Annotated in this window: 32 protein-coding genes; 26 read left to right on the plus strand and 6 right to left on the minus strand. The window is 68.5% G+C overall.

The features are described 5' to 3' along the window. The 15 genes from AC1RLW_RS30240 to AC1RLW_RS30310 all read left to right on the plus strand — a co-directional run. Nucleotides 1-73 (plus strand): EF-Tu C-terminal domain-related protein (locus AC1RLW_RS30240; protein WP_487861899.1); only part of this gene is annotated, 73 nt, incomplete at its 5' end. 21 nt (nucleotides 74-94) lie between these two features. Continuing rightward, nucleotides 95-409: a 30S ribosomal protein S10 gene (gene rpsJ, locus AC1RLW_RS30245; RefSeq protein WP_007838118.1), complete on the plus strand. Its 315-nt coding sequence runs from the start codon at nucleotides 95-97 to the stop codon at nucleotides 407-409. A 151-nt stretch (nucleotides 410-560) separates the two neighbouring features. Continuing rightward, a complete protein-coding gene (locus tag AC1RLW_RS30250; protein ID WP_493196137.1) occupies nucleotides 561-2,144 on the plus strand; it encodes a hypothetical protein in 1,584 nt (527 codons plus the stop codon). A gap of 16 nt (nucleotides 2,145-2,160) precedes the next feature. Beyond that, nucleotides 2,161-2,715, plus strand: coding sequence for a hypothetical protein (locus AC1RLW_RS30255; RefSeq protein ID WP_493196138.1), 555 nt, complete (start codon nucleotides 2,161-2,163; stop codon nucleotides 2,713-2,715). 236 nt (nucleotides 2,716-2,951) lie between these two features. Further along, nucleotides 2,952-3,632: a 50S ribosomal protein L3 gene (rplC, locus tag AC1RLW_RS30260; RefSeq protein WP_062478866.1), complete on the plus strand. Its 681-nt coding sequence runs from the start codon at nucleotides 2,952-2,954 to the stop codon at nucleotides 3,630-3,632. Then, nucleotides 3,632-4,252 carry a 50S ribosomal protein L4 gene (gene rplD / locus AC1RLW_RS30265; RefSeq protein WP_062478869.1) on the plus strand — a complete coding sequence of 207 codons (621 nt, stop codon included), beginning with the start codon at nucleotides 3,632-3,634 and terminating at the stop codon, nucleotides 4,250-4,252. The genes rplC and rplD overlap by 1 nt, the downstream gene beginning before the upstream one ends. Then, complete coding sequence (rplW, locus tag AC1RLW_RS30270) at nucleotides 4,249-4,584, plus strand: 50S ribosomal protein L23 (RefSeq protein ID WP_056576559.1); 336 nt, start codon at nucleotides 4,249-4,251, stop codon at nucleotides 4,582-4,584. Before rplD ends, rplW begins: the two co-directional genes overlap by 4 nt. A 2-nt stretch (nucleotides 4,585-4,586) precedes the next feature. Further along, nucleotides 4,587-5,411, plus strand: a complete 825-nt coding sequence (gene rplB / locus AC1RLW_RS30275) for a 50S ribosomal protein L2 (RefSeq protein ID WP_056576555.1) — start codon at nucleotides 4,587-4,589, stop codon at nucleotides 5,409-5,411. Nucleotides 5,412-5,421: 10 nt separating this feature from the next. After that, nucleotides 5,422-5,700: a 30S ribosomal protein S19 gene (gene rpsS, locus AC1RLW_RS30280; protein WP_062478874.1), complete on the plus strand. Its 279-nt coding sequence runs from the start codon at nucleotides 5,422-5,424 to the stop codon at nucleotides 5,698-5,700. Nucleotides 5,701-5,709: 9 nt separating this feature from the next. Then, on the plus strand, nucleotides 5,710-6,042 hold the full coding sequence (gene rplV / locus AC1RLW_RS30285; RefSeq protein ID WP_007838134.1) for a 50S ribosomal protein L22: 333 nt from the start codon (nucleotides 5,710-5,712) through the stop codon (nucleotides 6,040-6,042). Nucleotides 6,043-6,059: 17 nt separating this feature from the next. Beyond that, a complete protein-coding gene (gene rpsC / locus AC1RLW_RS30290) occupies nucleotides 6,060-6,971 on the plus strand; it encodes a 30S ribosomal protein S3 (protein ID WP_062478877.1) in 912 nt (303 codons plus the stop codon). Nucleotides 6,972-7,023: 52 nt separating this feature from the next. After that, on the plus strand, nucleotides 7,024-7,440 hold the full coding sequence (gene rplP, locus AC1RLW_RS30295) for a 50S ribosomal protein L16 (protein ID WP_007838137.1): 417 nt from the start codon (nucleotides 7,024-7,026) through the stop codon (nucleotides 7,438-7,440). A 55-nt stretch (nucleotides 7,441-7,495) separates the two neighbouring features. Beyond that, entirely contained in the window at nucleotides 7,496-7,705 is a 210-nt protein-coding gene (rpmC, locus tag AC1RLW_RS30300) for a 50S ribosomal protein L29 (RefSeq protein ID WP_056577224.1), read from the plus strand. Between the two features lie 9 nt (nucleotides 7,706-7,714). After that, a complete protein-coding gene (rpsQ, locus tag AC1RLW_RS30305; protein WP_062478880.1) occupies nucleotides 7,715-7,984 on the plus strand; it encodes a 30S ribosomal protein S17 in 270 nt (89 codons plus the stop codon). A gap of 83 nt (nucleotides 7,985-8,067) precedes the next feature. Next, nucleotides 8,068-8,574 carry a peroxiredoxin gene (locus AC1RLW_RS30310; protein ID WP_070061892.1) on the plus strand — a complete coding sequence of 169 codons (507 nt, stop codon included), beginning with the start codon at nucleotides 8,068-8,070 and terminating at the stop codon, nucleotides 8,572-8,574. A 7-nt stretch (nucleotides 8,575-8,581) separates the two neighbouring features. Here AC1RLW_RS30310 and AC1RLW_RS30315 read toward each other — a convergent pair whose 3' ends face one another. Both AC1RLW_RS30315 and AC1RLW_RS30320 read right to left on the minus strand, forming a co-directional pair. Further along, nucleotides 8,582-9,172, minus strand: coding sequence for a GNAT family N-acetyltransferase (locus AC1RLW_RS30315; protein WP_493196141.1), 591 nt, complete (start codon nucleotides 9,170-9,172; stop codon nucleotides 8,582-8,584). Next, entirely contained in the window at nucleotides 9,169-9,882 is a 714-nt protein-coding gene (locus tag AC1RLW_RS30320) for a cytochrome b/b6 domain-containing protein (RefSeq protein WP_095747044.1), read from the minus strand. The genes AC1RLW_RS30315 and AC1RLW_RS30320 overlap by 4 nt, the downstream gene beginning before the upstream one ends. 160 nt (nucleotides 9,883-10,042) lie before the next feature. On the opposite strand from AC1RLW_RS30320, the gene AC1RLW_RS30325 reads away from it, so the two are divergent. Further along, the gene (locus AC1RLW_RS30325; RefSeq protein WP_062478890.1) at nucleotides 10,043-10,489 is read left to right on the plus strand and encodes a c-type cytochrome; all 447 of its coding nucleotides are present in this window, start codon (nucleotides 10,043-10,045) and stop codon (nucleotides 10,487-10,489) included. Nucleotides 10,490-10,554: 65 nt separating this feature from the next. On the opposite strand, the gene AC1RLW_RS30330 is transcribed toward AC1RLW_RS30325, so the two are convergent. Continuing rightward, nucleotides 10,555-11,052 carry a TlpA disulfide reductase family protein gene (locus tag AC1RLW_RS30330; protein ID WP_062478893.1) on the minus strand — a complete coding sequence of 166 codons (498 nt, stop codon included), beginning with the start codon at nucleotides 11,050-11,052 and terminating at the stop codon, nucleotides 10,555-10,557. 102 nt (nucleotides 11,053-11,154) lie between these two features. On the opposite strand from AC1RLW_RS30330, the gene AC1RLW_RS30335 reads away from it, so the two are divergent. From AC1RLW_RS30335 to AC1RLW_RS30380, 10 genes are all read left to right on the plus strand, one after another. Further along, on the plus strand, nucleotides 11,155-11,691 hold the full coding sequence (locus tag AC1RLW_RS30335) for a hypothetical protein (protein WP_492687403.1): 537 nt from the start codon (nucleotides 11,155-11,157) through the stop codon (nucleotides 11,689-11,691). Nucleotides 11,692-11,879: 188 nt separating this feature from the next. Beyond that, a complete protein-coding gene (locus AC1RLW_RS30340; RefSeq protein WP_062478898.1) occupies nucleotides 11,880-12,335 on the plus strand; it encodes a PTS sugar transporter subunit IIA in 456 nt (151 codons plus the stop codon). Beyond that, nucleotides 12,304-12,573 carry an HPr family phosphocarrier protein gene (locus AC1RLW_RS30345; RefSeq protein WP_062478901.1) on the plus strand — a complete coding sequence of 90 codons (270 nt, stop codon included), beginning with the start codon at nucleotides 12,304-12,306 and terminating at the stop codon, nucleotides 12,571-12,573. Before AC1RLW_RS30340 ends, AC1RLW_RS30345 begins: the two co-directional genes overlap by 32 nt. A gap of 10 nt (nucleotides 12,574-12,583) precedes the next feature. Continuing rightward, nucleotides 12,584-14,389 carry a phosphoenolpyruvate--protein phosphotransferase gene (gene ptsP / locus AC1RLW_RS30350; RefSeq protein WP_139700413.1) on the plus strand — a complete coding sequence of 602 codons (1,806 nt, stop codon included), beginning with the start codon at nucleotides 12,584-12,586 and terminating at the stop codon, nucleotides 14,387-14,389. Nucleotides 14,390-14,636: 247 nt separating this feature from the next. Then, nucleotides 14,637-15,020: a hypothetical protein gene (locus AC1RLW_RS30355; protein WP_062478905.1), complete on the plus strand. Its 384-nt coding sequence runs from the start codon at nucleotides 14,637-14,639 to the stop codon at nucleotides 15,018-15,020. Between the two features lie 89 nt (nucleotides 15,021-15,109). Next, nucleotides 15,110-15,574 (plus strand): Spy/CpxP family protein refolding chaperone, encoded by a 465-nt coding sequence (locus AC1RLW_RS30360; RefSeq protein ID WP_493196142.1) that lies wholly within the window; start codon nucleotides 15,110-15,112, stop codon nucleotides 15,572-15,574. Then, entirely contained in the window at nucleotides 15,567-16,061 is a 495-nt protein-coding gene (locus AC1RLW_RS30365) for a DUF4260 domain-containing protein (protein WP_493196143.1), read from the plus strand. The genes AC1RLW_RS30360 and AC1RLW_RS30365 overlap by 8 nt, the downstream gene beginning before the upstream one ends. 5 nt (nucleotides 16,062-16,066) lie before the next feature. After that, entirely contained in the window at nucleotides 16,067-16,447 is a 381-nt protein-coding gene (locus AC1RLW_RS30370; RefSeq protein ID WP_493196144.1) for a hypothetical protein, read from the plus strand. A 50-nt stretch (nucleotides 16,448-16,497) separates the two neighbouring features. Then, nucleotides 16,498-17,196, plus strand: a complete 699-nt coding sequence (locus tag AC1RLW_RS30375; RefSeq protein WP_062478915.1) for a response regulator transcription factor — start codon at nucleotides 16,498-16,500, stop codon at nucleotides 17,194-17,196. Further along, nucleotides 17,193-18,593 carry a sensor histidine kinase gene (locus tag AC1RLW_RS30380; RefSeq protein ID WP_095950133.1) on the plus strand — a complete coding sequence of 467 codons (1,401 nt, stop codon included), beginning with the start codon at nucleotides 17,193-17,195 and terminating at the stop codon, nucleotides 18,591-18,593. The genes AC1RLW_RS30375 and AC1RLW_RS30380 overlap by 4 nt, the downstream gene beginning before the upstream one ends. Here AC1RLW_RS30380 and AC1RLW_RS30385 read toward each other — a convergent pair. From AC1RLW_RS30385 to AC1RLW_RS30395, 3 genes are read right to left on the minus strand one after another with little or no spacing between them, the layout of a single operon-like run. Further along, nucleotides 18,574-19,950: an efflux transporter outer membrane subunit gene (locus tag AC1RLW_RS30385; RefSeq protein ID WP_493196145.1), complete on the minus strand. Its 1,377-nt coding sequence runs from the start codon at nucleotides 19,948-19,950 to the stop codon at nucleotides 18,574-18,576. The genes AC1RLW_RS30380 and AC1RLW_RS30385 overlap by 20 nt on opposite strands. A gap of 8 nt (nucleotides 19,951-19,958) precedes the next feature. After that, the gene (locus tag AC1RLW_RS30390) at nucleotides 19,959-21,935 is read right to left on the minus strand and encodes a MacB family efflux pump subunit (RefSeq protein WP_493196146.1); all 1,977 of its coding nucleotides are present in this window, start codon (nucleotides 21,933-21,935) and stop codon (nucleotides 19,959-19,961) included. Then, complete coding sequence (locus tag AC1RLW_RS30395; RefSeq protein WP_493196147.1) at nucleotides 21,932-23,125, minus strand: efflux RND transporter periplasmic adaptor subunit; 1,194 nt, start codon at nucleotides 23,123-23,125, stop codon at nucleotides 21,932-21,934. The genes AC1RLW_RS30390 and AC1RLW_RS30395 overlap by 4 nt, the downstream gene beginning before the upstream one ends. Between the last annotated feature and the right edge of the window lie 18 nt (nucleotides 23,126-23,143).

The following is a 23,143-nucleotide window of genomic DNA, read 5'->3' on the forward strand; positions in this document are numbered from 1 at the left end:
CCTGCGCTTCGCCATCCGTGAAGGCGGCCGTACCGTGGGTTCGGGCGTCGTGGCCAAGATCCTCGACATCTAAGCCGGACGCAAAGGAATCACCATGGCTACCAAGCAAAAGATCCGCATCCGCCTGAAGGCATTCGACTACAAGCTGATCGACCAGTCGGCCGCTGAAATCGTGGACACCGCCAAGCGCACCGGCGCGATCGTCAAGGGCCCCGTGCCCCTGCCGACCCGCATGAAGCGTTTCGACATCCTGCGTTCGCCGCACGTCAACAAGACGTCGCGCGACCAGCTGGAAATCCGCACGCACCAGCGCCTGATGGACATCGTCGATCCCACCGACAAGACCGTGGACGCGCTGATGAAGCTCGACCTGCCGGCCGGCGTCGACGTCGAGATCAAGCTGCAGTAATTCGACCTCGCGTCGCATTCCGAGCACAGCCCGCCTGCAGAAATGCAGGCGGGCTTTTTTGTGCTTCACGTTTGTTTCTCAAGTGTGGCATCCTCGCGCACCGGCCTGCGGGACGCAGTGCGCCGGGGCTGAAACGAGGGCAGCACACGTGATGAGCCAGAAGTTCTCTTTTGCATTCGGTGCGGCGTGCATCGCAGCAGCATTGCTGGCAGGTTGCGGTGGGGGAGGCGGTGGTGGTGGCGGAGGCGGCGGTGGGTTTCCCATCGGCCTGCCGATCGTGCTGAACCCGGTCACCCTGAGCGGGAAAGCCACTTACGACTCGGTGCCGAACAACAGCGGGCCCCTCCTGTACGCGAACACCACAGCCAAGCCCGTGCGCGGCGCCACGGTAGAGGTGCTCGATGCCACCACATCGGCGCAGCTCGCGTTGACCACCACGGATGACGGTGGCAATTACGCGGTCTCGGTGCCGGCGAACACGAACATCACCGTGCGCGTCCGGGCCCAGCTGACCCGGACCGGTCCGGGCGCGACCTGGGATGTCACGGTGCGCGACAACACGCGCAGCGATGCGCTGTACTCGATGCAGTCGGCGAGCTTTTCTTCGGGAAGCGTGGCATTGACGCGCGACCTGCGTGCGGACAGCGGCTGGGGAGGTTCTGGCTACAGCGGGACGCGCGTCGCAGCGCCGTTCGCCGTGCTCGACACGATCTACACCTCCATGCAGAAGGTGCTGTCGGTGGCGCCAGCTTCGGCGTTTCCTGTGCTGAAGGTTTTCTGGAGTGCCGACAATGCGCCGTCCACGTCGATCAACCTCGCGACAGGGCAAATCGGCACGACCTTCTTCTTCAACAACGGAAGCAGCGGTCGGCAGATCTATGTGCTGGGCAAGGAGAACGTCGACACCGACGAGTTCGATGCACCGGTGATCGCGCATGAGTGGGGGCACTATTACCAGTCGGCGTTCAGCCGCGACGATTCGATGGGGGGCGAGCATGACGGAACGGATCGTCTCGACCGGCGGCTCGCTTTTTCCGAAGGCTGGGGCAATGCATGGTCGGGCATCGCCCTGAACCGGAGCAACTACGTGGACTCGACGGGTGCGCAGCAGGGCGACGGTGGGCGGCTGGATCTGTCCGCCGGCCCCCCGACCGGCAACCCGGGCTGGTTCCGCGAACTGTCGGTCCAGGCCATCCTGTGGAATCTCAATCGGCAAGCCGGCTTCAAGCCCATCCACGACACCTTGACCGGCTTCCAGTTCCGAAGCGGCGCGCCGGTCACGTCCATCCACGCGTTCGCCGCCGCGTTCAATGCGACGTCGCCTGGCAACGCCTCGGCGCTGAACAGCCTGTTGGCTGGGCAGGGCATCACCTCCAGCGATGCATTCGGCACGGGCGAATCGAACGACGGCGGGGTGTCAAGAGCGCTGCCGATGTACGGAGCCTTGACGGTTGGTCCGGCGCCGAGCAGTGCCTGCGTCTCCAATGCGGCGGGTACCGGCAACAAGCACGGCAGCATTGCCTACCTGCGCTTCACCGCGCCGGCGAACCGGGACTACCAGGTCACGGTCGGGGGCGCCACGCTGCCGGACTTCGACGTCTTCCGGGGCGGAGAGATCGCCCGGTCGGGCAACCGGGTCAGCCTGAGCGCGGGTGAGTACGTTCTGGCAGTGCGGGATGCCGCAATGACGAGCTCCTCTGCTTCGCCGCTGTGCCTCAGCGTGCTTGTTCAATAGGAAGGGAAGGCTCGCGATGATCCTGAACACTCGCCTCTCTTTGGCTGCCGCGTTGGCGGCGGGACTTGCACTGTCCGCGCTCTCAGTGTCCGCCCTGGCCGACGGCATGCCGCCGGCGCGCACCACTGCGAAGCTGTCGGCTGCAACCTCGAAGGATGCGGCCACCCCCTGGGTGACCGCATCGAGAAAACCCAATGACTCCGGCGTCAAGCTGCAGTACCGGCTGGACGGCGCGCCTCAGGCCGGCAAGCCGACTGTCGTCGTTCTGCAGTTCGACGGCGTCAGCGACCCCGCAGGCGCCAGCGTGACGCTGACGGTCGATGCGGGCCTGACGCTGTCCGGCAGCGCGTCGCTGAGCCTGCCGTCGGGACAGCGCTCCGACACTTCCGTCACGGTGATCAGCCAGGGTGACGGTCTGGCCTACCTGAATGTGTTCATCAAGCAGGCTGGTCGGACCAGTGCCATTTCCATCCCGATCCAGACCGGCGCGGCGGCGCCCGCCATGAAGGCCAATGGCGAGATCAAGTCGCTGCCAGGCGGCGACAACATCATCTCGCTGCCCGCGAAATAGGCCCGAAAGCCGCCCGAAACGGGGCCGGAACCCCCTGAATCCGGCCCGAAAAGGGCCACTTGCGCCTCGGTTCGACTGCGGGCTATAATCTCTGGCTCTGCTCTTGTTGCGTCCGTTCGGGCGCCGTTCTGGCGGAGATTTATCAACCTTCTCTCGCAGGCCGGGAAACCAGCCAAACGCTGTCGCCAATTGAAGTGGCAGCGGCGAAGGAAGTCTTCCATTTTTGGAGAAAACAAATGAGTCTGAGCAACTCCCTCGGGTTGCTGGGCCGCAAGGTGGGGATGATGCGTCTCTTCACCGATGACGGGGACGCAGTTCCTGTCACGGTGGTGGATGTGTCCAACAACCGTGTGACCCAGATCAAGTCCCAAGAGACCGATGGCTACGTCGCCCTGCAGGTGACGTTCGGTTCGCGCAAAGCATCGCGCGTGACCAAGCCCCAAGCCGGCCACCTTGCCAAGGCAGGTGTCGAAGCTGGTGAAATCATCCAGGAATTCCGCGTCACCGCCGATACCGCAGGTCAGCACAAGGCTGGCGGCGTGATCGCGGCAAGCAGCGTGTTCTCCGTGGGCCAGAAGGTGGACGTGCAAGGCACGACCATCGGCAAGGGCTACGCCGGCACGATCAAGCGTCACAACATGAGCTCGCAGCGCGCGTCGCACGGTAACAGCCGTTCGCACAACGTGCCCGGCTCGATCGGCATGGCACAAGACCCCGGTCGCGTGTTCCCCGGCAAGCGCATGACGGGCCACCTCGGCGACGTCACCCGCACGACGCAAAACCTCGACGTGTTCCGCATCGACGAAGCACGTCAGCTGCTGCTCATCAAGGGCGCGATCCCGGGTTCGAAGGGTGGCTTCGTCACCGTGCGTCCCGCCATCAAGGCCAAGCCGCAAGCGGCTGAAGGAGCGAAGTAATGCAACTCGAACTCCTGAACGAACAAGGCCAGGCCGCGTCGAAGTACGACGCCCCCGAGACCGTGTTCGGCCGTGACTACAACGAAGACCTGGTCCACCAGATCGTCGTTGCATTCCAGGCCAACGCCCGTCAAGGCACGCGCGCCCAGAAGGACCGCGAACAGGTCAAGCACTCGACCAAGAAGCCTTTCAAGCAAAAGGGAACGGGCCGCGCCCGCGCCGGTATGACGTCCTCGCCCCTGTGGCGCGGAGGCGGCCGGATCTTCCCGAACATGCCTGACGAAAACTTCTCGCAGAAGATCAACAAGAAGATGTACCGCGCCGGCATGGCCTCCATCTTCTCGCAGCTCGCTCGCGAAGGCCGTCTGGCCGTGGTCGATTCGCTGACCGTGGATTCGCCCAAGACGAAGCCGCTGGCAGCCCGTTTCAAGGCAATGAATCTCGAGTCCGTGCTCGTGATCGCCGAAGAAGTCGACGAAAACCTGTACCTTGCCTCGCGCAATCTGGTCAACATCCTCGTGGTCGAACCCCGTTACGCCGATCCGGTGTCGCTGGTTCACTACAAGAAGGTGCTGGTCACCAAGGGTGCCGTCGACAAGCTCAAGGAGATGTTCGCATGAGCCGCGTGAACCCCACCCCTGCACAACGTAAGTTCGACGAAGGCCGTCTCATGAACGTGCTGGTCGCACCGATCGTGTCCGAAAAGGCCACGATGGTCGGCGAGAAGTCGAACGCTGTCACTTTCAAGGTGCTGCAAGACGCCACCAAGCCCGAGATCAAGGCCGCTGTTGAACTGATGTTCAAGGTCGAAGTCCAGGGCGTGTCGGTGCTCAACACCAAGGGCAAGACCAAGCGCTTTGGCAAGTCCATCGGCCGCCGCGACAACGTGCGCAAGGCTTATGTGACGCTGAAGGCCGGTCAAGAGCTCAACCTCGTCGGGGAAGGCGCTTAATCATGGCCGTCATCAAGATGAAACCCACTTCGCCGGGCCAACGCGGCGCGGTGAAGATTTCGCGTGATCACCTGCACAAGGGTGCGCCTCACGCAGCCCTGCTGGAACCCCAGTTCCAGAAGGCCGGCCGTAACAATAACGGTCACATCACGATCCGCCATCGTGGCGGTGGTGCCAAGCACCACTACCGCATTGTCGACTTCGTGCGCAACAAGGACGGCATCCCGGCCAAGGTCGAACGCATCGAGTACGACCCGAACCGCACCGCCCACATCGCTCTGGTCTGCTACGCCGACGGCGAGCGCCGCTACATCATCGCCCCGCGCGGTCTGGAAGCCGGTGCAACCCTGATGTCGGGCGCCGAAGCCCCGATCCGCGCCGGCAACACCCTGCCGATCCGCAACATCCCCGTGGGTTCGACGATCCACTGCATCGAACTGCAACCCGGCAAGGGCGCGCAGATCGCACGTTCGGCCGGTACCTCGGCCACGCTGCTGGCCCGTGAAGGCGTTTACGCCCAGGTCCGCATGCGTTCGGGCGAAGTCCGTCGCATTCACATCGAATGCCGCGCGACCATCGGTGAAGTGGCCAACGAAGAACACAGCCTGCGCCAGCTCGGCAAGGCCGGTGTGAAGCGTCACATGGGTATCCGCCCGACCGTTCGCGGCGTGGTGATGAACCCGGTCGACCACCCGCACGGTGGTGGCGAAGGCAAGACTGGCGAAGGCCGCCATCCTGTCGACCCGTGGGGCAATCTGACCAAGGGCTATCGCACCCGTAACAACAAGCGCACGCAGGTCTTCATCGTGTCGCGTCGCAAGAAGTAAGGGATAGCCAATGACTCGCTCTCTCAAAAAGGGTCCTTTCGTCGACCACCACCTCGTGGCCAAGGCCGACAAGGCCGTGACGAACAAGGACAAGAAGCCGATCAAGACCTGGTCGCGCCGCTCGATGGTTCTGCCCGAGTTCATCGGTCTGACCATCGCTGTGCACAACGGCAAGCAACACGTGCCCGTGTACATCACCGACCAGATGGTCGGCCACAAGCTCGGCGAATTTGCGCTCACGCGCACGTTCAAGGGGCACCCCGCGGACAAAAAAGTCCAGAAGAAGTAAGGAACGACCATGTCTGAAACACGTGCAGTCCTCCGCGGTGTCCGCCTGTCGGTCGACAAGGGCCGTCTGGTCGCGGACCTGATCCGCGGCAAGAAGGTCGATCAAGCGCTCAACGTTCTGCAATTCACGCAGAAGAAGGCCGCTGTGATCATCAAGAAGGTGCTCGAGTCGGCGATTGCCAACGCCGAGCACAACGACGGCGCCGACATCGACGAGCTGAAGGTCAAGACCATCTACGTCGAGCAAGGTGCAACGCTCAAGCGCTTCACGGCGCGCGCCAAGGGTCGCGGCAATCGCATCAGCAAGCCCACGTGCCATGTGTACGTGACGGTTGGCAACTAAGAAGGCCTGGAAGAAATATGGGACAGAAAATCCACCCAACCGGGTTCCGCCTTGCGGTCACCCGTAACTGGTCCAGCCGTTGGTACGCAAGCGACCGCGATTTCGCGGGCATGCTGGCCGAAGACATCAAGGTTCGCGAATACCTGAAGAAGAAGCTGAAGAACGCTTCGGTGTCGCGCGTCATGATCGAGCGTCCCGCCAAGAACGCACGCATCACGATCTACTCGGCTCGTCCGGGCGTCGTGATCGGCAAGAAGGGCGAAGACATCGAGAACCTCAAGCGCGAACTGGGCAAGCAGCTCGGCGTGCCGGTTGCGGTCAACATCGAAGAAGTGCGCAAGCCCGAAATCGATGCGCAGCTGATCGCCGACAGCATCACGCAGCAGCTCGAAAAGCGGATCATGTTCCGCCGCGCCATGAAGCGTGCCATGCAGAACGCCATGCGTCTGGGTGCCTTGGGCATCAAGATCATGTCGGCTGGCCGCCTGAACGGCATCGAAATCGCACGTACCGAGTGGTACCGCGAAGGCCGCGTGCCGCTTCACACCCTGCGCGCCGACATCGACTACGGCACCTCGGAAGCCAAGACCACCTACGGCGTCATCGGCGTCAAGGTCTGGGTCTACAAGGGCGACACGCTGGGTCGCAACGACCTGCCGGCCGTCGAAACGCCGCGTCCGGACGAAGAGCGCCGCCCGCGTGGTCCCCGCCGTGATGGTCGCCCTGGCGACCGTCCGGGTGGCGACCGTCGTGGTCCCGGCCCCCGTGCCGGTGCCCGTGGTCCGATCGGTGGCAACACCGCTCCGGCCGATGGCAGCGACAAGCCCGCAGAAGCAACCGGCGGCGCCGGTGCAGACTCGAAACCCGCCGTTAAGCGCGTCCGCAAAGCCGCGCCCGCTGCAGCAGCGGACGGTGCCAAGACCGAGTAATCGGTCGCTCCCGGGCACGCAAGTGCCTGGGGCCCTCACGGAGTAACAAAACATGCTGCAACCTGCACGCAGAAAGTTCCGCAAGGAACAAAAGGGCCGCAACACCGGCATCGCAACCACGGGTAACTCGGTTGCGTTCGGTGACTTCGGTCTCAAATGCACCGACCGCGGTCGCCTCACGGCGCGCCAGATCGAAGCCGCTCGTCGCGCGATTTCGCGTCACGTGAAGCGCGGTGGCCGTATCTGGATCCGCGTGTTCCCGGACAAGCCGATCTCTACCAAGCCCGCTGAAGTGCGGATGGGTAACGGTAAGGGCAACCCCGAGTACTACGTCGCTGAAATCCAGCCTGGCAAGATCGTGTTCGAGATCGTCGGCGTGCCCGAAGAACTCGCCCGCGAAGCGTTCCGCCTGGCCGCCGCCAAGCTTCCGCTGCGCACGACGTTCGTCGCTCGCCAGCTCGGCGCCTGAGAGGAGAACATCCATGGCAACACGTAAGAAGAAAGAAACCGCGGCTTCGGCCAAGGTGACGAAGGCCGCAACCCTGCGCACGAAGGACGTCGCAGGCCTGCAAGCCGAAATCAAGGATCTGCAGAAGGCCCACTTCGGCCTGCGCATGCAGAAGGCCACGCAACAGCTGTCGAACACCACGACGCTGCGCGTGACGCGTCGCGACATCGCTCGCGCCAAGACCATTCTTGCTCAGAAAGAGCAAGAGACCCAAGCCGCCAAGTAAGGAGTGAACATGACGGAAGCTAAAAAATCCCTCAAGCGCACCTTGATCGGCAAGGTGGTCAGCGACAAGCGTGCCAAGACCGTGACCGTGCTGGTCGAGCGCCGTGTGAAGCACGAGCTCTACGGCAAGATCGTGGCCAAGACGAGCAAGTACCACGCCCATGACGAAAAGGGCGAGTACCACCTCGGCGACACCATCGAGATCACGGAAAGCCGTCCGATCTCGAAGACCAAGAACTGGGTCGTGACCCGTCTGGTCGAGAAGGCCGTCCTGGTCTGATCAGGCACTCGGTCGCCCTCGAGGCAACCCATCCGGAAACGGCCCACAATGTGGGCCGTTTTTCTTTTTCAGGAGCAATTCACATGATCAAAGTCGGCGACACCCTTCCTTCGGCCACCCTGCAGGAATATTCCGAAGTGGAGGGCGAGGGCTGCAGCATCGGCCCGAACCCGGTCGACGTGACCAAGGCCACGGCGGGCAAGACCATCGCGCTGTTCGCATTGCCAGGCGCCTTCACGCCCACCTGCTCGGCCAAGCACGTGCCGGGCTACGTGCAGCACTTCGACGACTTCAAGGCCGCCGGCGTGGACGAGATCTGGTGCGTGAGCGTGAACGACGCGTTCGTGATGGGCGCCTGGGCGCGCGACCAGAAGACCGGCGCCAAGGTGCGCATGCTGGCCGACGGCAGCGCCGACTTCGCGAAGGCCACCGGCCTCACGCTCGACCTGACCGGCCGCGGCATGGGCCTGCGCAGCAACCGCTACTCGATGCTCGTGAAGGACGGCAAGGTCGCGACGCTGAACGTCGAAGGCCCGGGCAAGTTCGAAGTGAGCGACGCCGACACGCTGCTGGCGCAAGCCCGCGGCTGAGTCTGGCCTACAGCTCTACCTTGAGGTAGTGAGCCCCGGCGACGGGGTTGTGATAGTAGGGCGGCACCTCCGCGAAACCCAGGTCTTCGTAGAGGGCGCGCGCCGACTCCATGTCGTCGAGGGTGTCGAGCAGCACGCAGGCATAGCCTGCGCTGCGGGCCGCATCGAGGATGGCCTCGGCCAGCTGCCGGCCGAGCCCGAGCCCCCGGAACCCGGGGCGCACATACAGCCGTTTCATTTCCGCCGCGTTCGCGTAGTCCGTGGTGTCGAGCGGGCGCAGCGCGCAGCAGCCCGCCACGTGGGCGAGCGTGCCGTCGGCGCGCTTCAGCGTGGGTGCAGCACGGCCGGCGTCTTCGTTCACATGGGCGGGATCGACCAGCGCCAGCAGCAAGGTGCCGCGCGGCTCGGCGTACTCGCCGGGCAGTCCGGCCAGTTCGCCGTCGAAATCCTGGAAGTCGAGGTCGATGGCCAGCGAGCCCGCGTAGTCGCGGAAGATGGCGCGCACGGCGTCGACTTCATGCGGTTCGTCGGGCGTGAGCAGCACCACAGCCGGCGTGTCCGACAGCGGTAACGGGCGGGAGACGGAAAAGCCGCTCATACGCGCAACGACGCCACCCAGAACGCCACGCCCGCGCACAGCGCGAACAGCACCAGCGCCAGCGTGCGCGACACCGCATCGTCGCGGCTCGGGGCCACGCCGTTGCCATTGCCGTTACCGTTCCCGTTGGCGGCCGCACCGGCGACCACCAGCTTGTCGCCCGACAGCATCGGCCCGACCAGCCGGTGCCGCTTGACCAGCACATAGAACAGCACCGCCAGCACATGCAGGCTCACCAGGGCGATCACGATCCACTTGCCCTGCGCCTTGTGCCAGCCCGTCGCCAGGCTCACCATCGCGCCCGACACGAAGCGGGTCAGCGGCCCGGAGGCGGAAATCTCGTCGTCGGCCATCAGCCCGGTGGCGACCTGCAGGATCAACAGCGCCAGCACCGCGAACACCGACAGCGCACCCAGCGGCGTGTGGCCGATCAGGTGGTCGGGGTGCGACTTGCCGCGCAGGTAGGCGATGACCGAGCCCGGCGCATAGATGAAGGCCGCGAAGCGCGACCAGCGCCCGCCCACGACCCCCCAGATCAGCCGGAACAGCAGCAGCGCCAGCACGGTGTAGCCGAGGCGGAAATGCCATTCCATGATGCCGTTCAGGCCCGTCACGATCAGGCCGATCACGGCGAAGGCGAGCGCCCAGTGAAAGAGGCGGGTCGGCAGGTCCCAGACGCGTGTGCGGGCCACCGAGAGGGTGTCGGTCATCGAAAAAGGCGCCGGGGCGCGAGGCTGCGGAAGGCGCAGATTAGCAAAGTCCGGCCCGGTCCTTCCACCGGGTTGTTGCTATGCGCCCGACACGGGCAGCCCCTACACTGCCTGCAGCACCGCGTTCGACGGTGCCCAAACCCCCACACAAGGACCCACGATGACCCGTTTTGCTTCGTTCGCCCTTGCAGCCGCCTGCGCTGCGATGTCCCTGCCCGCCGCGGCACAGTTCGCCAAGCCCGAAGATGCCATCAAGTACCGCCAGAGCGCGCTGTTCGTGATGGCCCAGCACTTCGGCCGCCTCGGCGCCATGGCCAACGGCCGGGCGCCCTACGACGCCGCCGCTGCGGCCGCCAACGCCGAGATCGTCGCCGACATGGCCAAGCTGCCCTGGGCCGGCTTCGGCGCCGGCACCGAGGGCGGCAAGGCCAAGCCCGAAGTCTGGAAGGAAGCCGCGAAGTTCAAGGAACACCAGGACAAGGTGATCGCCGAGACCGGCAAGCTCGTCGTCGCCGCCAAGGCCGGCAACATCGACGCGCTCAAGGCCCAGTTCGGCCCGACCGGCGCGAGCTGCAAGGCCTGCCACGACAGCTTCCGCAACCAGTAAGCCGCGGGCTTTCGCCACGAAAAAGGCGCTCCTCGGAGCGCCTTTTGCTTTTCTGGGGCCGAAGGTCAGGCCTCGGCCAGGAGTTTTTCGATCAGCTTGTGCAGCTCGGCAAAGTCGGGCTCGCCCACGTAGCGCTTCACGATCTCGCCCTTCTTGTTGACGATGAAGGTGGTCGGCGTGAGCTTCACGTCGCCCCAGGCCTGCGCCACGCTGCCGGTGTTGTCGATCGCCACCTTGAACGGCAGCTTGCGGGTTTCGGCGAAGTTGACGACGTAGCTCGGCGGGTCGTAGCTCATGGCCACCGCCAGCGTGTCGTAGCCCTGGGCCTTGTACTTGTCGTAGGTCGAGATCACCTTGGGCATCTCGGCCACGCAGGTCACGCAGCTCGTGGCCCAGAAGTTGACCAGCGTGACCTTGCCCTTCAGGTCGGCCGTGCTCTTGGTGGTGCCGTCGAGCAGCACGAAGGTCGAGGCCGGAGCGGCCGTGCTGCCCGAACCGAGGTACACGCCCACGCCGGCGGCCAGGGCGATCACGACGGCGGCGGCAGCGATGTATTTTTTCATGGGCACCTGAAGGAGAGAGGCGGCGCGATTTTAGTTCCGCGTGCCGGAACGCGTCGGCGCACGCGCTTCATTCCCCGAAGGCCGCTCGATAATCGTCCTCCGATGCCCTCGCTTCCTTTCCCCTCCTGGCCCGTGCTGGCCCTGGCCGCCGCGCTGGGCGCCTGCAGCCCCACCTTCAACTGGCGCGAAGTGCCGATCGCCGACGCCGGCCTGGTTGCGCTGCTGCCCTGCAAGGCCGACCGCGCCCAGCGCGCGGTGCCGCTGGGCGCCGAGTCGGTGCAGGTCGACATGACCGGCTGCGAAGCCGGCGGCGCGACCTTCGCCGTGGCCCATGCCGCCGCGACCAGCCCGGCGCAGGCCGAGGCCTGGCTCACGGCCTGGCGCACGGCCACGCACGGCCAGCTGGGCGTCGCGCAGGTGATCCAGGGGCCGGCCACCTTGCCGCGCGCCACGGCCGTTCCCGCACCGTGGCGGCTCGACGGGCAATCGGCGCAGCAGGGCGTGGCGCCGGTCCAGGTGCTCTGGTTCGCGCAGTCGCAGAAAGACGGCAGCGTGTCGCTCTACCAGGCCACCGTGCTCGGCCGGCCGTCCTCGCCCGAGGCGACCAAGACCTTCTTCGAGGGCCTGCGCCTGCCATGAGCGAGGGCCGGCCGGCGGGCCGCGATGCGCGGGCCAGCTATCGTTTTCATAGCTGTTGTCGCGGCGCAAACTGACATCCCGGCCACGCGCCCGCCATGGCCGCTTTCCCCAGCTGCCGCGTTGTGTCCTCGATGTCTCTACTTCCTTTGGGCGCCCCCGCATAATCGACGCGTCGTCCTCCGAGCCGCATGAACAGCATCCTCATCATTGCCCACTCCCCGTTCGCACAGGCGCTGCGGCAGTGCGCGCTGCATGTGTTCCCCGACTGCGAGCAGGCCGTCGTGGCCCTCGACGTGCTGCCCAACGTGTCGCCCGAGGAAACGCTGGCCGCCGCGCGCATCACGCTCGCGCAGCAGTTGCATGCGCCGCGCTCGCAGGTGCTGGTGCTGGCCGACGTGTTCGGCGCCACGCCCTGCAACGTCGCGCAGAAGCTGGTGGACGGCGTGCGCTCGCGGCTCGTGGCCGGTGTCAACCTGCCGATGCTGCTGCGCGCCGTCACCTACCGCCATGAACCGCTCGACACCCTGGTGCAGCGCGCCCTCGCGGGCGGCACCGCCGGCGTGATGCAGGTGGCGGTGGCGGCTCCCCAGAACCAGGCGAAAAGAAAGCACAGTGATCAAGAAATCCGTGACCATCAGCAATAAGCTGGGCTTGCACGCACGCGCGTCGGCCAAGCTGACCAAGCTCGCCGGCAGCTTCCCCTGCGAGGTGTGGCTGTCGCGCGGCGACCGCCGCATCAACGCCAAGAGCATCATGGGCGTCATGATGCTGGCCGCTGGCCTCGGCGTGACCGTCGAGCTCGAAACCAACGGCCCGCAGGAAGACGAAGCCATGAACGCCATCGTCCAACTGATGGACGACAAGTTCGGCGAAGGCGAATAAGGACCCGCGCATGACCTTCGCAGTCCACGGTCTCCCGGTCGCCCGTGGCATTGCCATCGGCCGCGCGGTGCTGGTCGTGTCCAGCCGCATCGACGTGGCGCACTACTTCATCAAGCCCGAGGAGATCGAGACCGAGATCGACCGCGTGCGCACCGCGCGCAATGCGGTGGCCGACGAGCTCACCAAGCTGCAGGCCAGCGTGGCGCAGATGGGCCCGAACGACGCGCCGCACGAGCTCGCGGCGCTGCTCGAGGTGCACCAGATGCTGCTGCAGGACGACGTGCTCAGCGGTGGCGTGAAGCACTGGATCAGCGAGCGGCTGTACAACGCCGAATGGGCGCTGACCACGCAGCTCGAGATCATCGCGCGCCAGTTCGACGAGATGGAGGACCCGTACCTGCGCGAGCGCAAGGCCGACCTTGAGCAGGTGGTCGAGCGCATGCTGCATCGCATGAAGGGCACGGCTGCCGTGCTCGCGCCGAGCCCGCCGCGGCGCAAGCGCGCCGCCGCCGCGCACGACGACGAAGACGACGACCCCACCGCGGGCGACGGTTTCGACGTGCCGCTGGTGCTCATTGCGCACGACCTCTCGCCGGCCGACATGCTGCAGTTCAAGAAGAGCGTGTTCGCGGGCTTCGTGACCGACGTGGGCGGGCGCACCTCGCACACCGCCATCGTCGCGCGCAGCATGGACATCCCGGCCATCGTCGGCGCGCGCTCCGCGAGCCAGCTGGTGCGGCAGGACGACTGGGTCATCATCGACGGCGAAGCCGGCGTGATGATCGTCGACCCGTCGCCGATCATCCTGGCCGAGTACGGCTTCAAGCAGCGCCAGGGCGACCTCGAACGCGGGCGGCTTGCGCGGCTGCGCCACAAGCCCGCCGTCACGCTCGACGGCCAGCGCGTCGACCTGCTGGCCAACATCGAGATGCCCGAAGACACGGCCGGCGCCGTCAAGGCCGGCGCCGTGGGCGTGGGCCTCTTTCGCAGCGAATTCCTCTTCATGGGCCGCGAGAACTCGGCGCGCCAGACGCGCCTGCCCGACGAGGAAGAGCAGTACCAGGCCTACAAGCGCGCGGTCGAGGGCATGCAGGGCATGCCCGTCACCATCCGCACCATCGACGTGGGCGCCGACAAGCCGCTGGACGGCAAATCGGGCAGCAAGCAGGAGCACCTGAACCCCGCGCTCGGCCTGCGTGCCATCCGCTGGAGCCTGGCCGATCCGGCGATGTTCCTCACGCAGCTGCGCGCCATCCTGCGCGCGGCGGCGCACGGCGAGATCCACCTGCTCATTCCGATGCTCGCGCACGCCAGCGAGATCCGCCAGACGCTGTCGCTCATCGACTTCGCGCGCGCCGAACTCGACAACCGCGGCGCGGTGTACGGCCCGGTCAAGCTCGGCGCCATGATCGAGATCCCGGCCGCCGCGCTCACGCTCAAGACCTTCCTGAAGCACTTCGACTTCCTGTCGATCGGCACCAACGACCTGATCCAGTACACGCTGGCCATCGACCGCGCCGACGAGGCCGTCGCCCACCTGTACGACCCCGCGCACCCCGCGGTGCTCAAGCTCGTGGCCGACACCATCACCGAGTGCCGCCGCCAGGGCAAGGGCGTGTCGGTGTGCGGCGAGATGGCGGGCGATGTCGCCTTCACGCGCCTGCTGCTGGGCCTGGGCCTGCGCAGCTTCTCGATGCACCCCTCGCGCATCCTCGCCGTGAAGCAGGAAGTGCTGCGCGCCGACACCGGCAAGCTCGAACCCTGGGCGCAGGGCGTGCTCGACGCGGACGATCCCGCGGCCGCACTCGCGGGCTGAGCCCGTAACCCCGCCCTTCGCGGTGGGACGCAAGCACCAGGAACACCACGGAACCGGCTTTGCCGGGCCGTCGGTGTTGCCCCCGGTAGGGGGTTGGCGAAGCGACACGAAGTGCGCGCAGCCTGGGGCCGAGCCAATCCTGGTGAAACAAACCGAAATACGGCGATACGGGGGTGAAAGGACTCTCGGGGCATCGACGCGCACCATCAGGTCTCCTCTTCCAACCCCTGAAAGAAAGGCCTGCATCATGATCGTCAAGTCGTCCTTCTCCCTCGCGCAGCTCGTTGCTGTCGGTTCCTTCGCCATGCTCGCCGCCGCCGGCGCCAAGGCTGAAAGCTACGAGGGCGTCCACGCGCCCGTGTCGGCCATGAGCCGCGCCGATGTCAACGCTGAAGCCGTGCGCGCCGCCGCCGCCCCCGACCAGAACGTCGTGCGCGGTTCGCGCGGCCCCGAGACCGTGGCCGTGTCGACCGACCGCGCCCGCGTCATCGCCGAAGCCGTGCGCACCGCCGCCGCCCCCGACCAGAACGTGACCTCCGGTTCGCGCGTGAACAGCAAGGTCATCTCGACGATGCAGAACCCCGTCGACGCGCGTGCCGCCGCCGCGCGCGACAGCGGCAACCGTCTCTGAGCCGACGATGCGGCGCCCCGGGCGGCGCCGCCGTCGCCTCGTCCATCACTGAAGCAGCCCCGCGCAGGGGCGCATGAAGGAGCACCCCCATGAAGCACTGGATCAAACGCACCCTGTTCGGATTCGCCGGCCTGGCCGTCGTCGCCGGCAGCATCGCCGGCTGTGCCGGCCACCGCCACGGCTGGGGCGGCGACAGCGCCGAGTTCCGCGCCAAGATGGTCGAGCGTGTCGGCAGCAAGCTCGAACTCGACGCCGCGCAGAAGCAGAAGCTCACCGTGCTCGCCGAGAAGCTGCAGGCGCAGCGCCAGGCGATGCGCGGTGCGGGCGGCTCGGGCGATCCGCGCTCGCAGTTCAAGGCCCTGTTCGCGGGCAACACGCTCGACCAGGCCGGCGCCGCACGCCTGATCGAAGAGAAGACCGCCGTGGTGCGCACCGGCAGCCCCGAGGTGATCGCCGCCGCGGCCGATTTCTTCGACCACCTGAACCCCGCCCAGCAACAGAAGGTGCGTGACTTCATGGAGCGCGGCGGCCGCCGCTGGAACCGTCATGGCTGAAATGGGCTCGCCCCCGGGCTGGGCGCGCTTCGTGTCGCTGCATCGACCCGCTCTGCGGGCGCCGCAGCAGCACGTGGGTTCCGCGGCGTCTCGCGAACTGGCGGCAGTGCCGGCCGTAGACGGCGTGCGCACCGTGCTGCGCTTCGAAGGCGCGGTGGTGCTCGCGGTGGCGCTGGTCGGCTATGCCCAGTTCGGCATGGGCTGGGGCGTGTTCGCGCTCTGGCTGTTCGCGCCCGACCTTTCGCTGCTCGGCTACCTCGCGGGGCCGCGTGTCGGCGCGGCGCTGTACAACGCCGCGCATGCGCTGATCGGGCCGGTGCTGCTGCTGGCGCTGGGCGTGTTCGCGGCGCAGCCGTGGGCGGTGGCCGGCGGCCTGATCTGGCTGGCCCGCGTCGGGCTCGACCATGCGCTGGGCTTCGGCCTGAAGTACGCGACCGGTTTTGCGTCCACCCACCTCGGCCGCATCGGCCGCGCCGATCCGTGGTGAGTGCCGTGGCCCGTTCGCGTCCTTCGATGCGCCCCGCGCTCGCGCGCACCGTGATGCTGGGCGAGGCGTTCACGCTCGCCGCCGCGTCGGCGGTGCACGGCGGCTGGTTCGTGGCCGGCCACGCGCATCCGCAGGCCCGCACCGCCGAGGCCGTGATCGCCACCGTGCTGGTGCTCGCGGCGCTCGAAACCTGGCGCCGCCCCGCGCATGCCCGCACGGCGGCGATCGCCGGACAGGGCTTTGCCCTGCTGGGCACGCTGGTCGGCCTTGGCACCATCGTCGCGGGCATCGGCCCGCGCACGGTGCCCGACGTGGTCTATCACGTGCTCTTGCTCGCCGGCCTCGCCGCCGGCCTGGTCTGGACGGTGCGATGCCGGCCGGATTGATTGCAAGCCTTGCCATTCGCGCTCTCTTTGCCAGGAGGCACAATCCCGCCATGCCGCGCATCCTGCTGATCGACGACGACGAACACCTCGCCGCGCCGCTGACCACCTACTTCGCACGCTTCGGCTGCACGCTCGACAGCGCCAAGCGCCCGAGCGAGGGCATCGCCAAGCTGCGCGCGGGGCACTACGACGCGGCCATCCTCGACGTCATGCTGCCCGAGATGGACGGCTTCGAACTGTGCCGCGAGATCCGCAAGGAAAGCGACATCCCCATCGTGATGCTCACCGCGCGCGGCGAGGTCATGGACCGCGTGGTCGGCCTCGAACTCGGCGCCGACGACTACGTGCCCAAGCCCTTCGAGCCGCGCGAACTCGTGGCACGCGTGCAGACCATCCTGCGCCGCCAGCGCAGCGCGCCGGCAGCCGCCGCCGCCAATGCCCAGCTGCGCGTGTTCGACGGCCTCTCGATCGACCTCGACCGGCGCCAGGTGCTGCGCCACGGCGAGCGCGTGGAGCTCACCGGCACCGAGTTCGACCTGCTCGCGCTGCTGGCCGGCGAGCCCGGCAAGGTGTTCAGCCGCGACGACATCCTCAACCGGCTGCGCGGCCACGAGGCCGAGCTCTTCACGCGCGCGGTCGACATCGTGGTGAGCCGGCTGCGCAAGAAGCTCGAGCCGCTCGATTGCATCAAGACGCTGCGCAACGCCGGCTATGCGCTGGCCGTGGCGCCGGGCGAGCCGTCTTCATGAGATTTCCCCGCAGGCGCGCAGGCGCCGTGCCCGCCGACAACGAAGGCCTGTGCCCCGGCAAGGAGCGCCGCCGGCACTGGCATGCGCGCATGCACGCGCACATGCAGCAGCGCTGGCGCAGCTCGGTGCGCGTGCGGATCGTGATGATGTTCGTGGTGCTCGCGCTCGTGATGGCGGCGGTGTTCGTGGGCGGCATGAAGCGTTCGTTCTCCAGCACCTGGGCCGAGGCAGCGCAGCCGATGCTGATGGACTACGCCGACCGCCTCGTTGCCGAACTCGGCACGCCGCCCGACACGGTGCGCGCGCAGGCGCTGGTCGACCGGCTCCCGATCACGATCCGCATCACCGGGCCCAGCGTGAACTGGGAGTCGAACCCCGGCAACGACATGCACGCGCGCGGCGGCTGGTTCTACGACCGCGACCGCGAGGAGTCGATGTTCTCCACCGAGCGCTGGTTCGTGCGCCCCACGGCCGACGGGCACAAGGTCATCTTCGGCTGGGCGCCCCGGCTGTGGCAGCTCGCGCCGCGCGCGGCGGGCTGGACCACGCTGTGCGTGCTGCTGCTGCTCGTGGTGGTGGCCTACGCACTGGTGAGCCGGCTGCTGCGTCCGCTCATCGACATCCGCGAGGGCGCGCAGCGCTTCGGCCGCGGCGAGTTCACGCAGCCTATTCCGATCCGCCGCAACGACGACCTGGGCGACCTCGCGCAGCGCGTCAACACCATGGCCAGCGACATCCAGGCCATGCTCGATGCCAAGCGCGGCCTGCTGCTGGCGCTGAGCCACGAGCTGCGCTCGCCGCTCACGCGGGCCCGGCTCAACGCCGAGCTGCTGCCCGCCACGCCCGAAGGCGAGGCCGAGCGCGAGGCGCTGCTGCGCGACCTCAACGAGATGCGCGACCTGATCAGCGACCTGCTCGAAAGCGAGCGCCTGGCCAGCCCGCATGCCGCGCTGCAGCGCGAGCCGGTCGACCTGGCCGCGCTGGTGCGCGAGATCGTGGCCGAGATGCCCGGCGCGCAGGCGGTGCAGCTCGACCTCGCGGACGGCCTGGCACCGCAGCCCGTCGACCGCATGCGCGTGCGCCTGATGGTGCGCAACCTGCTGGACAACGCGCTGCGCTACAGCGCCGGCGCACCGCAGCCACCGACCGTGAGCTTGCGTGCGCCGGCCGACGGCGGCGCCGAGCTGGAAGTGCGCGACTTCGGTCCCGGCGTGGACGACGCGCAGCTCGAACGCCTGACCGAGCCCTTCTACCGCACCGACGGCGCGCGGGCGCGTGCCACGGGCGGTGTCGGCCTCGGCATGTACCTGTGCCGGCTCATCGCCGAAGCCCACGGTGGCCGGCTCACGGTGCGCAACGCGCACCCGGGCCTGCAGATCAGCGTGCGGTTCGGCTGAGGCGCGTGGAGGCTGCCGCTTCGGCAGACCAACCCCCGCCGAGCGCGTGGTACAGCGCCACGCTGGCCTGCAACCGGGCCTGCAGCAACTGCGCGCGTGCGTCCTGCGCGGCGAACAGCGTGCGCTGCGCATCGAGCAGCGTGAGCAGCGTCTCGGCACCTGCGCGGTAGCGCGACTCGGCGAGCGTGCGCGCGCGCTCGGCCTGTGCCAGTTCCTCGTCCTGCGCGGCGCGCTGCGTGTCGAGCGCGGCCACGGCGTCGAGCGCGGTCAGCGCGTCGGTGAAGGCGGCCACGGTGGCGGCGCGGTAGGTCGCGAGCAGCTCTTCGCGCCGTGCGGTTGACAGGTCGCGCGCCGCCGCGCGCCGGCCGCCGTCGAAGACCGGCGCCGCGAGCGCAGCGGCCAGGCTGTACACCGGGTGATCGAACAGCGTGCCGAAGCGCGGCCCCGCGGCCGCGAGGCCGGCGCTCAGCGTGAGCATGGGGAACATCGCCGCGCGCGCCGCCGCTACATCCGCATCGGCTGCGGCCAATGCAGCTTCGGCGCGTGCGATGTCGGGCCGGCGCGCGAGCAGGTCGGCCGGCAGGCTGGCGTCCACCGCGGGCAGCGCGAGCTGCTGCAGGCTGGTGGCCGTGATCCGCACCTCGCTGCCGGCCTGGCCGAGCCAACGCGCCATGCGGATGTCGGCCGCGCGCGACTGCTGGTGCAGCGTGGCGGCCGTGCGTCGCTGCGACGCGACGATGCCGCGCTGCTGCGCACGCTCGAGTGGCGAGGCCGCGCCCGCTCGCGTACGGGCCTCGACCAGCCGCAGCAGCCGTTCGGCATCGTCCAGGCTGCGCCGCGCGATGGCCGTGCGCTCGCGCAGGCCCAGCGCTTCGAGCCAGGCTGCGCCCGCGCCCGCGCGCAGCGCGAGCCGCACCGCGTCGCGGTCGAAGGCACTGGCGCGTCGCGAGGCGCCGGCGCTGTCGCGCTGTGCGCGCAGGCGGCCCCACAGGTCGACCTCGTAACGCGCACCGAGCCCGAGCGCGCGCCGGTTGCCGCTCACGTTCGCATCGCCGCCGAGCTGGCCCTGGCGCTGCACATCGGCAGTGGCCGACAGTTCAGGCCAGGCCGAGGCGCCGGTGATGCGCTCCTGGGCCTCGGCCTGGCGCAGGCGCGCTTCGGCGGCGTCGCCGTCGGGGTTGCCGGCATCGACCGCGGCGACGAAGGCCGGCAGCTCGGTGCTGCCGAAGCCGCCCCACCACGGGTCTGCGACGGGTGGTGTGCGCGCAGGCGCATCGGCCGATGGCGTCGCGCAGCCCGCGAGCAGCAACAGCGCCGCCAGGGCCAGCGCGGCGGGAGAGAAGAAAAGGCGCGTCATGGCAGTCGTCATTCGGAAGACAGGGCCGCGACCGGGTCGAGCGCGGCGGCCTTGCGGGCCGGCATGAAGCCGAACACCAGGCCGGTGAGCACGGCGCAGCCGAAGGCGCCCGCGATGGCGGTGAGGGAAAAGATCACCGGCACGTTCCACACGATGAGCGCGGCGCCCACGAGCAGCCCGCCCACCACGCCCGCGACGCCGCCGGTCACGGTGACCAGCACCGCCTCGACGAGGAACTGCCGCAGGATGTCGCGCTGGCGTGCGCCCGTGGCCATGCGGATGCCGATCTCCCGCGTGCGCTCGCGCACGGTCATGAGCATCACGTTCATCACGCCGATGCCGCCGACCACCAGCGACACCGCCGCGATCAGCCCGAGCATCACGGTCATGGTGCGTTGGGTCTGCGCGCGCGCCTTGATCGATTCGGTCTGGTTGAACACCTGCACGTCGCGCACGTGGCGCTGCGCGGCCAGCACCTCGACGATTTCTGCCGCCGTCTCGGAGGCCTTGTCGACGTCGTGCACGGCCACCGCCACCCAGGTCGGATGGTTGCTGCCGTACAGCCGCGCGGCGGCGGTGGAGAAGGGCACGATCACGCGCTCGTCCTCGCTGGCCTGGCCGCCGCCCGCGCCCTTGGCGGCGAGCACGCCCAGCACGTCGAAGGGTACGTTGTCCAGCAGGATGCGCTGGCCCACCGGGTCGGTGCCGTCGGCGAACAGCGCGGCCTGCACGCGCTCGCCGATCACCGCGACCTTGGCCAGGCTCTGCTCGTCGCTCTCGTCGAAGAAGATGCCGCGCGCGGTCGGCCACTTCAGCGCCTGCTCGAAGTCGGTGGTGGCGCCGCCGCCCTCGGTGCGGTGGTCCACGTTGCCGCGCCGCGCGACCACGAAGCCCTCGATGTACGGCATGGCCACGCGCACGTTGGGCAGGCGGCGGATGGTGTCGACATCGGCCAGCGTGAGCTTGCCGCCGCGCCCGCGCGCGCTGTCGGGAATGGCGGCCACGTACATCTTGTCGGCGCCGAACAGCGAGATCTGCTTCATCACCGCCTCCTGCGAGCCGGTGCCGACCGCGAGCATCACGATGACCGAGGCCACGCCGATCACGATGCCCAGCAGCGTGAGGCCGGTGCGAAAGCGGTGGATCCACATCACGCGCCAGGCCGCGCGCAGCGCCTCGTGCAGCTCGGAGAGCAGGGCGCGCGGCGTGTCGGCGGCGTCGGCCGTGTGCGTGGCTGAGAGCCGCGGAAGTGGCTCTGGCGGCGCTTCGGCGGGCGCGCGTCCGCTGTCCGACACGATGCAGCCGTCGCGGATCTCGATCACGCGGCGTGCGCGCTGCGCCACCTCGCGGTCGTGCGTGATGAGGATCACGGTGTGGCCGGCGGCGGCCATCTCGTCGAGCAGCGCCATCACCTCTTCGCCGCTGCGCGAGTCGAGCGCGCCGGTGGGCTCGTCGGCCAGCACGATGCGCCCGCCGTTCATGAGCGCGCGCGCGATCGACACGCGCTGCTGCTGCCCGCCCGACAGCTGGTGCGGCCGGTGGCCCAGCCGCTCGCCCAGGCCCAGGCGCGTGAGCAGCCCGCGTGCGCGCGAGGCGCGCTCGGCAGGCGCCGCGCCGGCGTAGATGGCGGGCATCTCGACGTTCTCCTGCGCCGACTCGGTGGAGATCAGGTGGTAGCCCTGGAACACGAAGCCGAAGGCCTCGCGCCGCAGCCGCGCGAGCGCGTCGGCGTCCATGCCGGCCACGTCCTGGCCGGCGAACAGGTAGCGCCCGCCGGTCGGGCGGTCGAGGCAGCCGAGCAGGTGCATCAGCGTCGACTTGCCCGAGCCCGAACTGCCGACGATGGCGACGAACTCGCCCGCATGCAGCTCCAGCGTGATGCCGCGCAGCACCTCGACGGCCGGCGCGCCGTCGTGGCCGCCGTAGGACTTGCGCAGGTCGTGCAGCGCGATCAGCGGGGTCGTCTTCGTCTCGGCCGCACTCACAGCTGGAACTTCCGCGTGCCGCCGCCGGCCGCGCGCTCGCCGGTGATGAGGCGCTCGCCCTCGGCCAGGCCTTCGAGCACCTCGCCCGAGAGCCGGTCGCGCACGCCGATGCGCACGTCGCGCGGTGCGGGCTTGCCATCAGGGCCGAGCACGCGCGCGGTGAAGCGTCCGCTCTGGCCCTTCACGGCCGTGAGCGCGGGCAGCGGCGCCACCACCACGTTGCGCGCCGAGGCGGCGACGAAGCTCACCTGCGCGGTCATTTGCGGCATGAGCTCGCCGTCGGCGTTGTCCACGTCGAACAGCACCGTGTAGAGCACCACCTTGCTGGCGGCCGGCGCCTGCGGCGCGTCGCCGCCGCTCTTGCCCGCGGCCACGGGCGGCGAGGGCAGCACCTGGCGCACCGTGCCTTCCCAGCGGCGGCGGTCGGCGCCGAGCGTGGTGAAGTACACGGCCATGTCGCGCTTCACGCGGCGCACGTCGGCTTCCGAGACCTCGGTCCACACCGTCATGCTCGACAGGTCGGCCACGCGCAGGATGTCGGGCGTCTGGTAGGTGGCGTTGAGCGTCTGGCCCTCGCGCGCCTGCACCGAGACCACGCTGCCGGCCATCGGCGCGTAGATGCGCGTGTAGCCCAGGCGGGCCTCGTCGGCCTTGAGCGTGGCCTGGGTCTGGGCGATCTGGGCTTCGAGGTGCGCGATCTTCGCGGCGGCGGAAGCCAGCGTGGCTTCGGCGGTCTGCACGTCTTCGGCGCGCGTGGCGCCCTCGGCGGCCATCTGCTGCTGGCGTGCGAACTGCTGGCGCGCCAGCCGGTGCTGCGCGTGCTGGTCGGCCAGTTGCGCGCGCAGCCCCGCGAGCGAGGCGCGGCCGGCGTCCACCGTGGCCTGCTGCACGCTGGGGTCGATCTCCACCATCAGCTGGCCCTTCTTCACCGGGTCGCCGGGCTGCACGTGCAGCCGCAGGATCTGGCCCGACACCTGCGCGCCCACGTCCACATAACGGCGCGGCTGCAGCGTGCCGATGGCGGTCACGCTGCTTTCGATGTCGCCGCGGCGCAGCACGGCGGTGTCCCAGCCGGGGTCGCGCGGACTCGCCCAAACGTAGGCCACCGCGGCGGCGGCCAGGGCCAGGGCCGCGAAGGCGGCGATGCGCAGGCGTGTGCCGGCGCGCGAACGGGAAGCGGGCGCCGTCACCGGGCGTCCCTGCAGAAG

The organism is Variovorax sp. GW822-FHT04A09, from assembly GCF_058801005.1.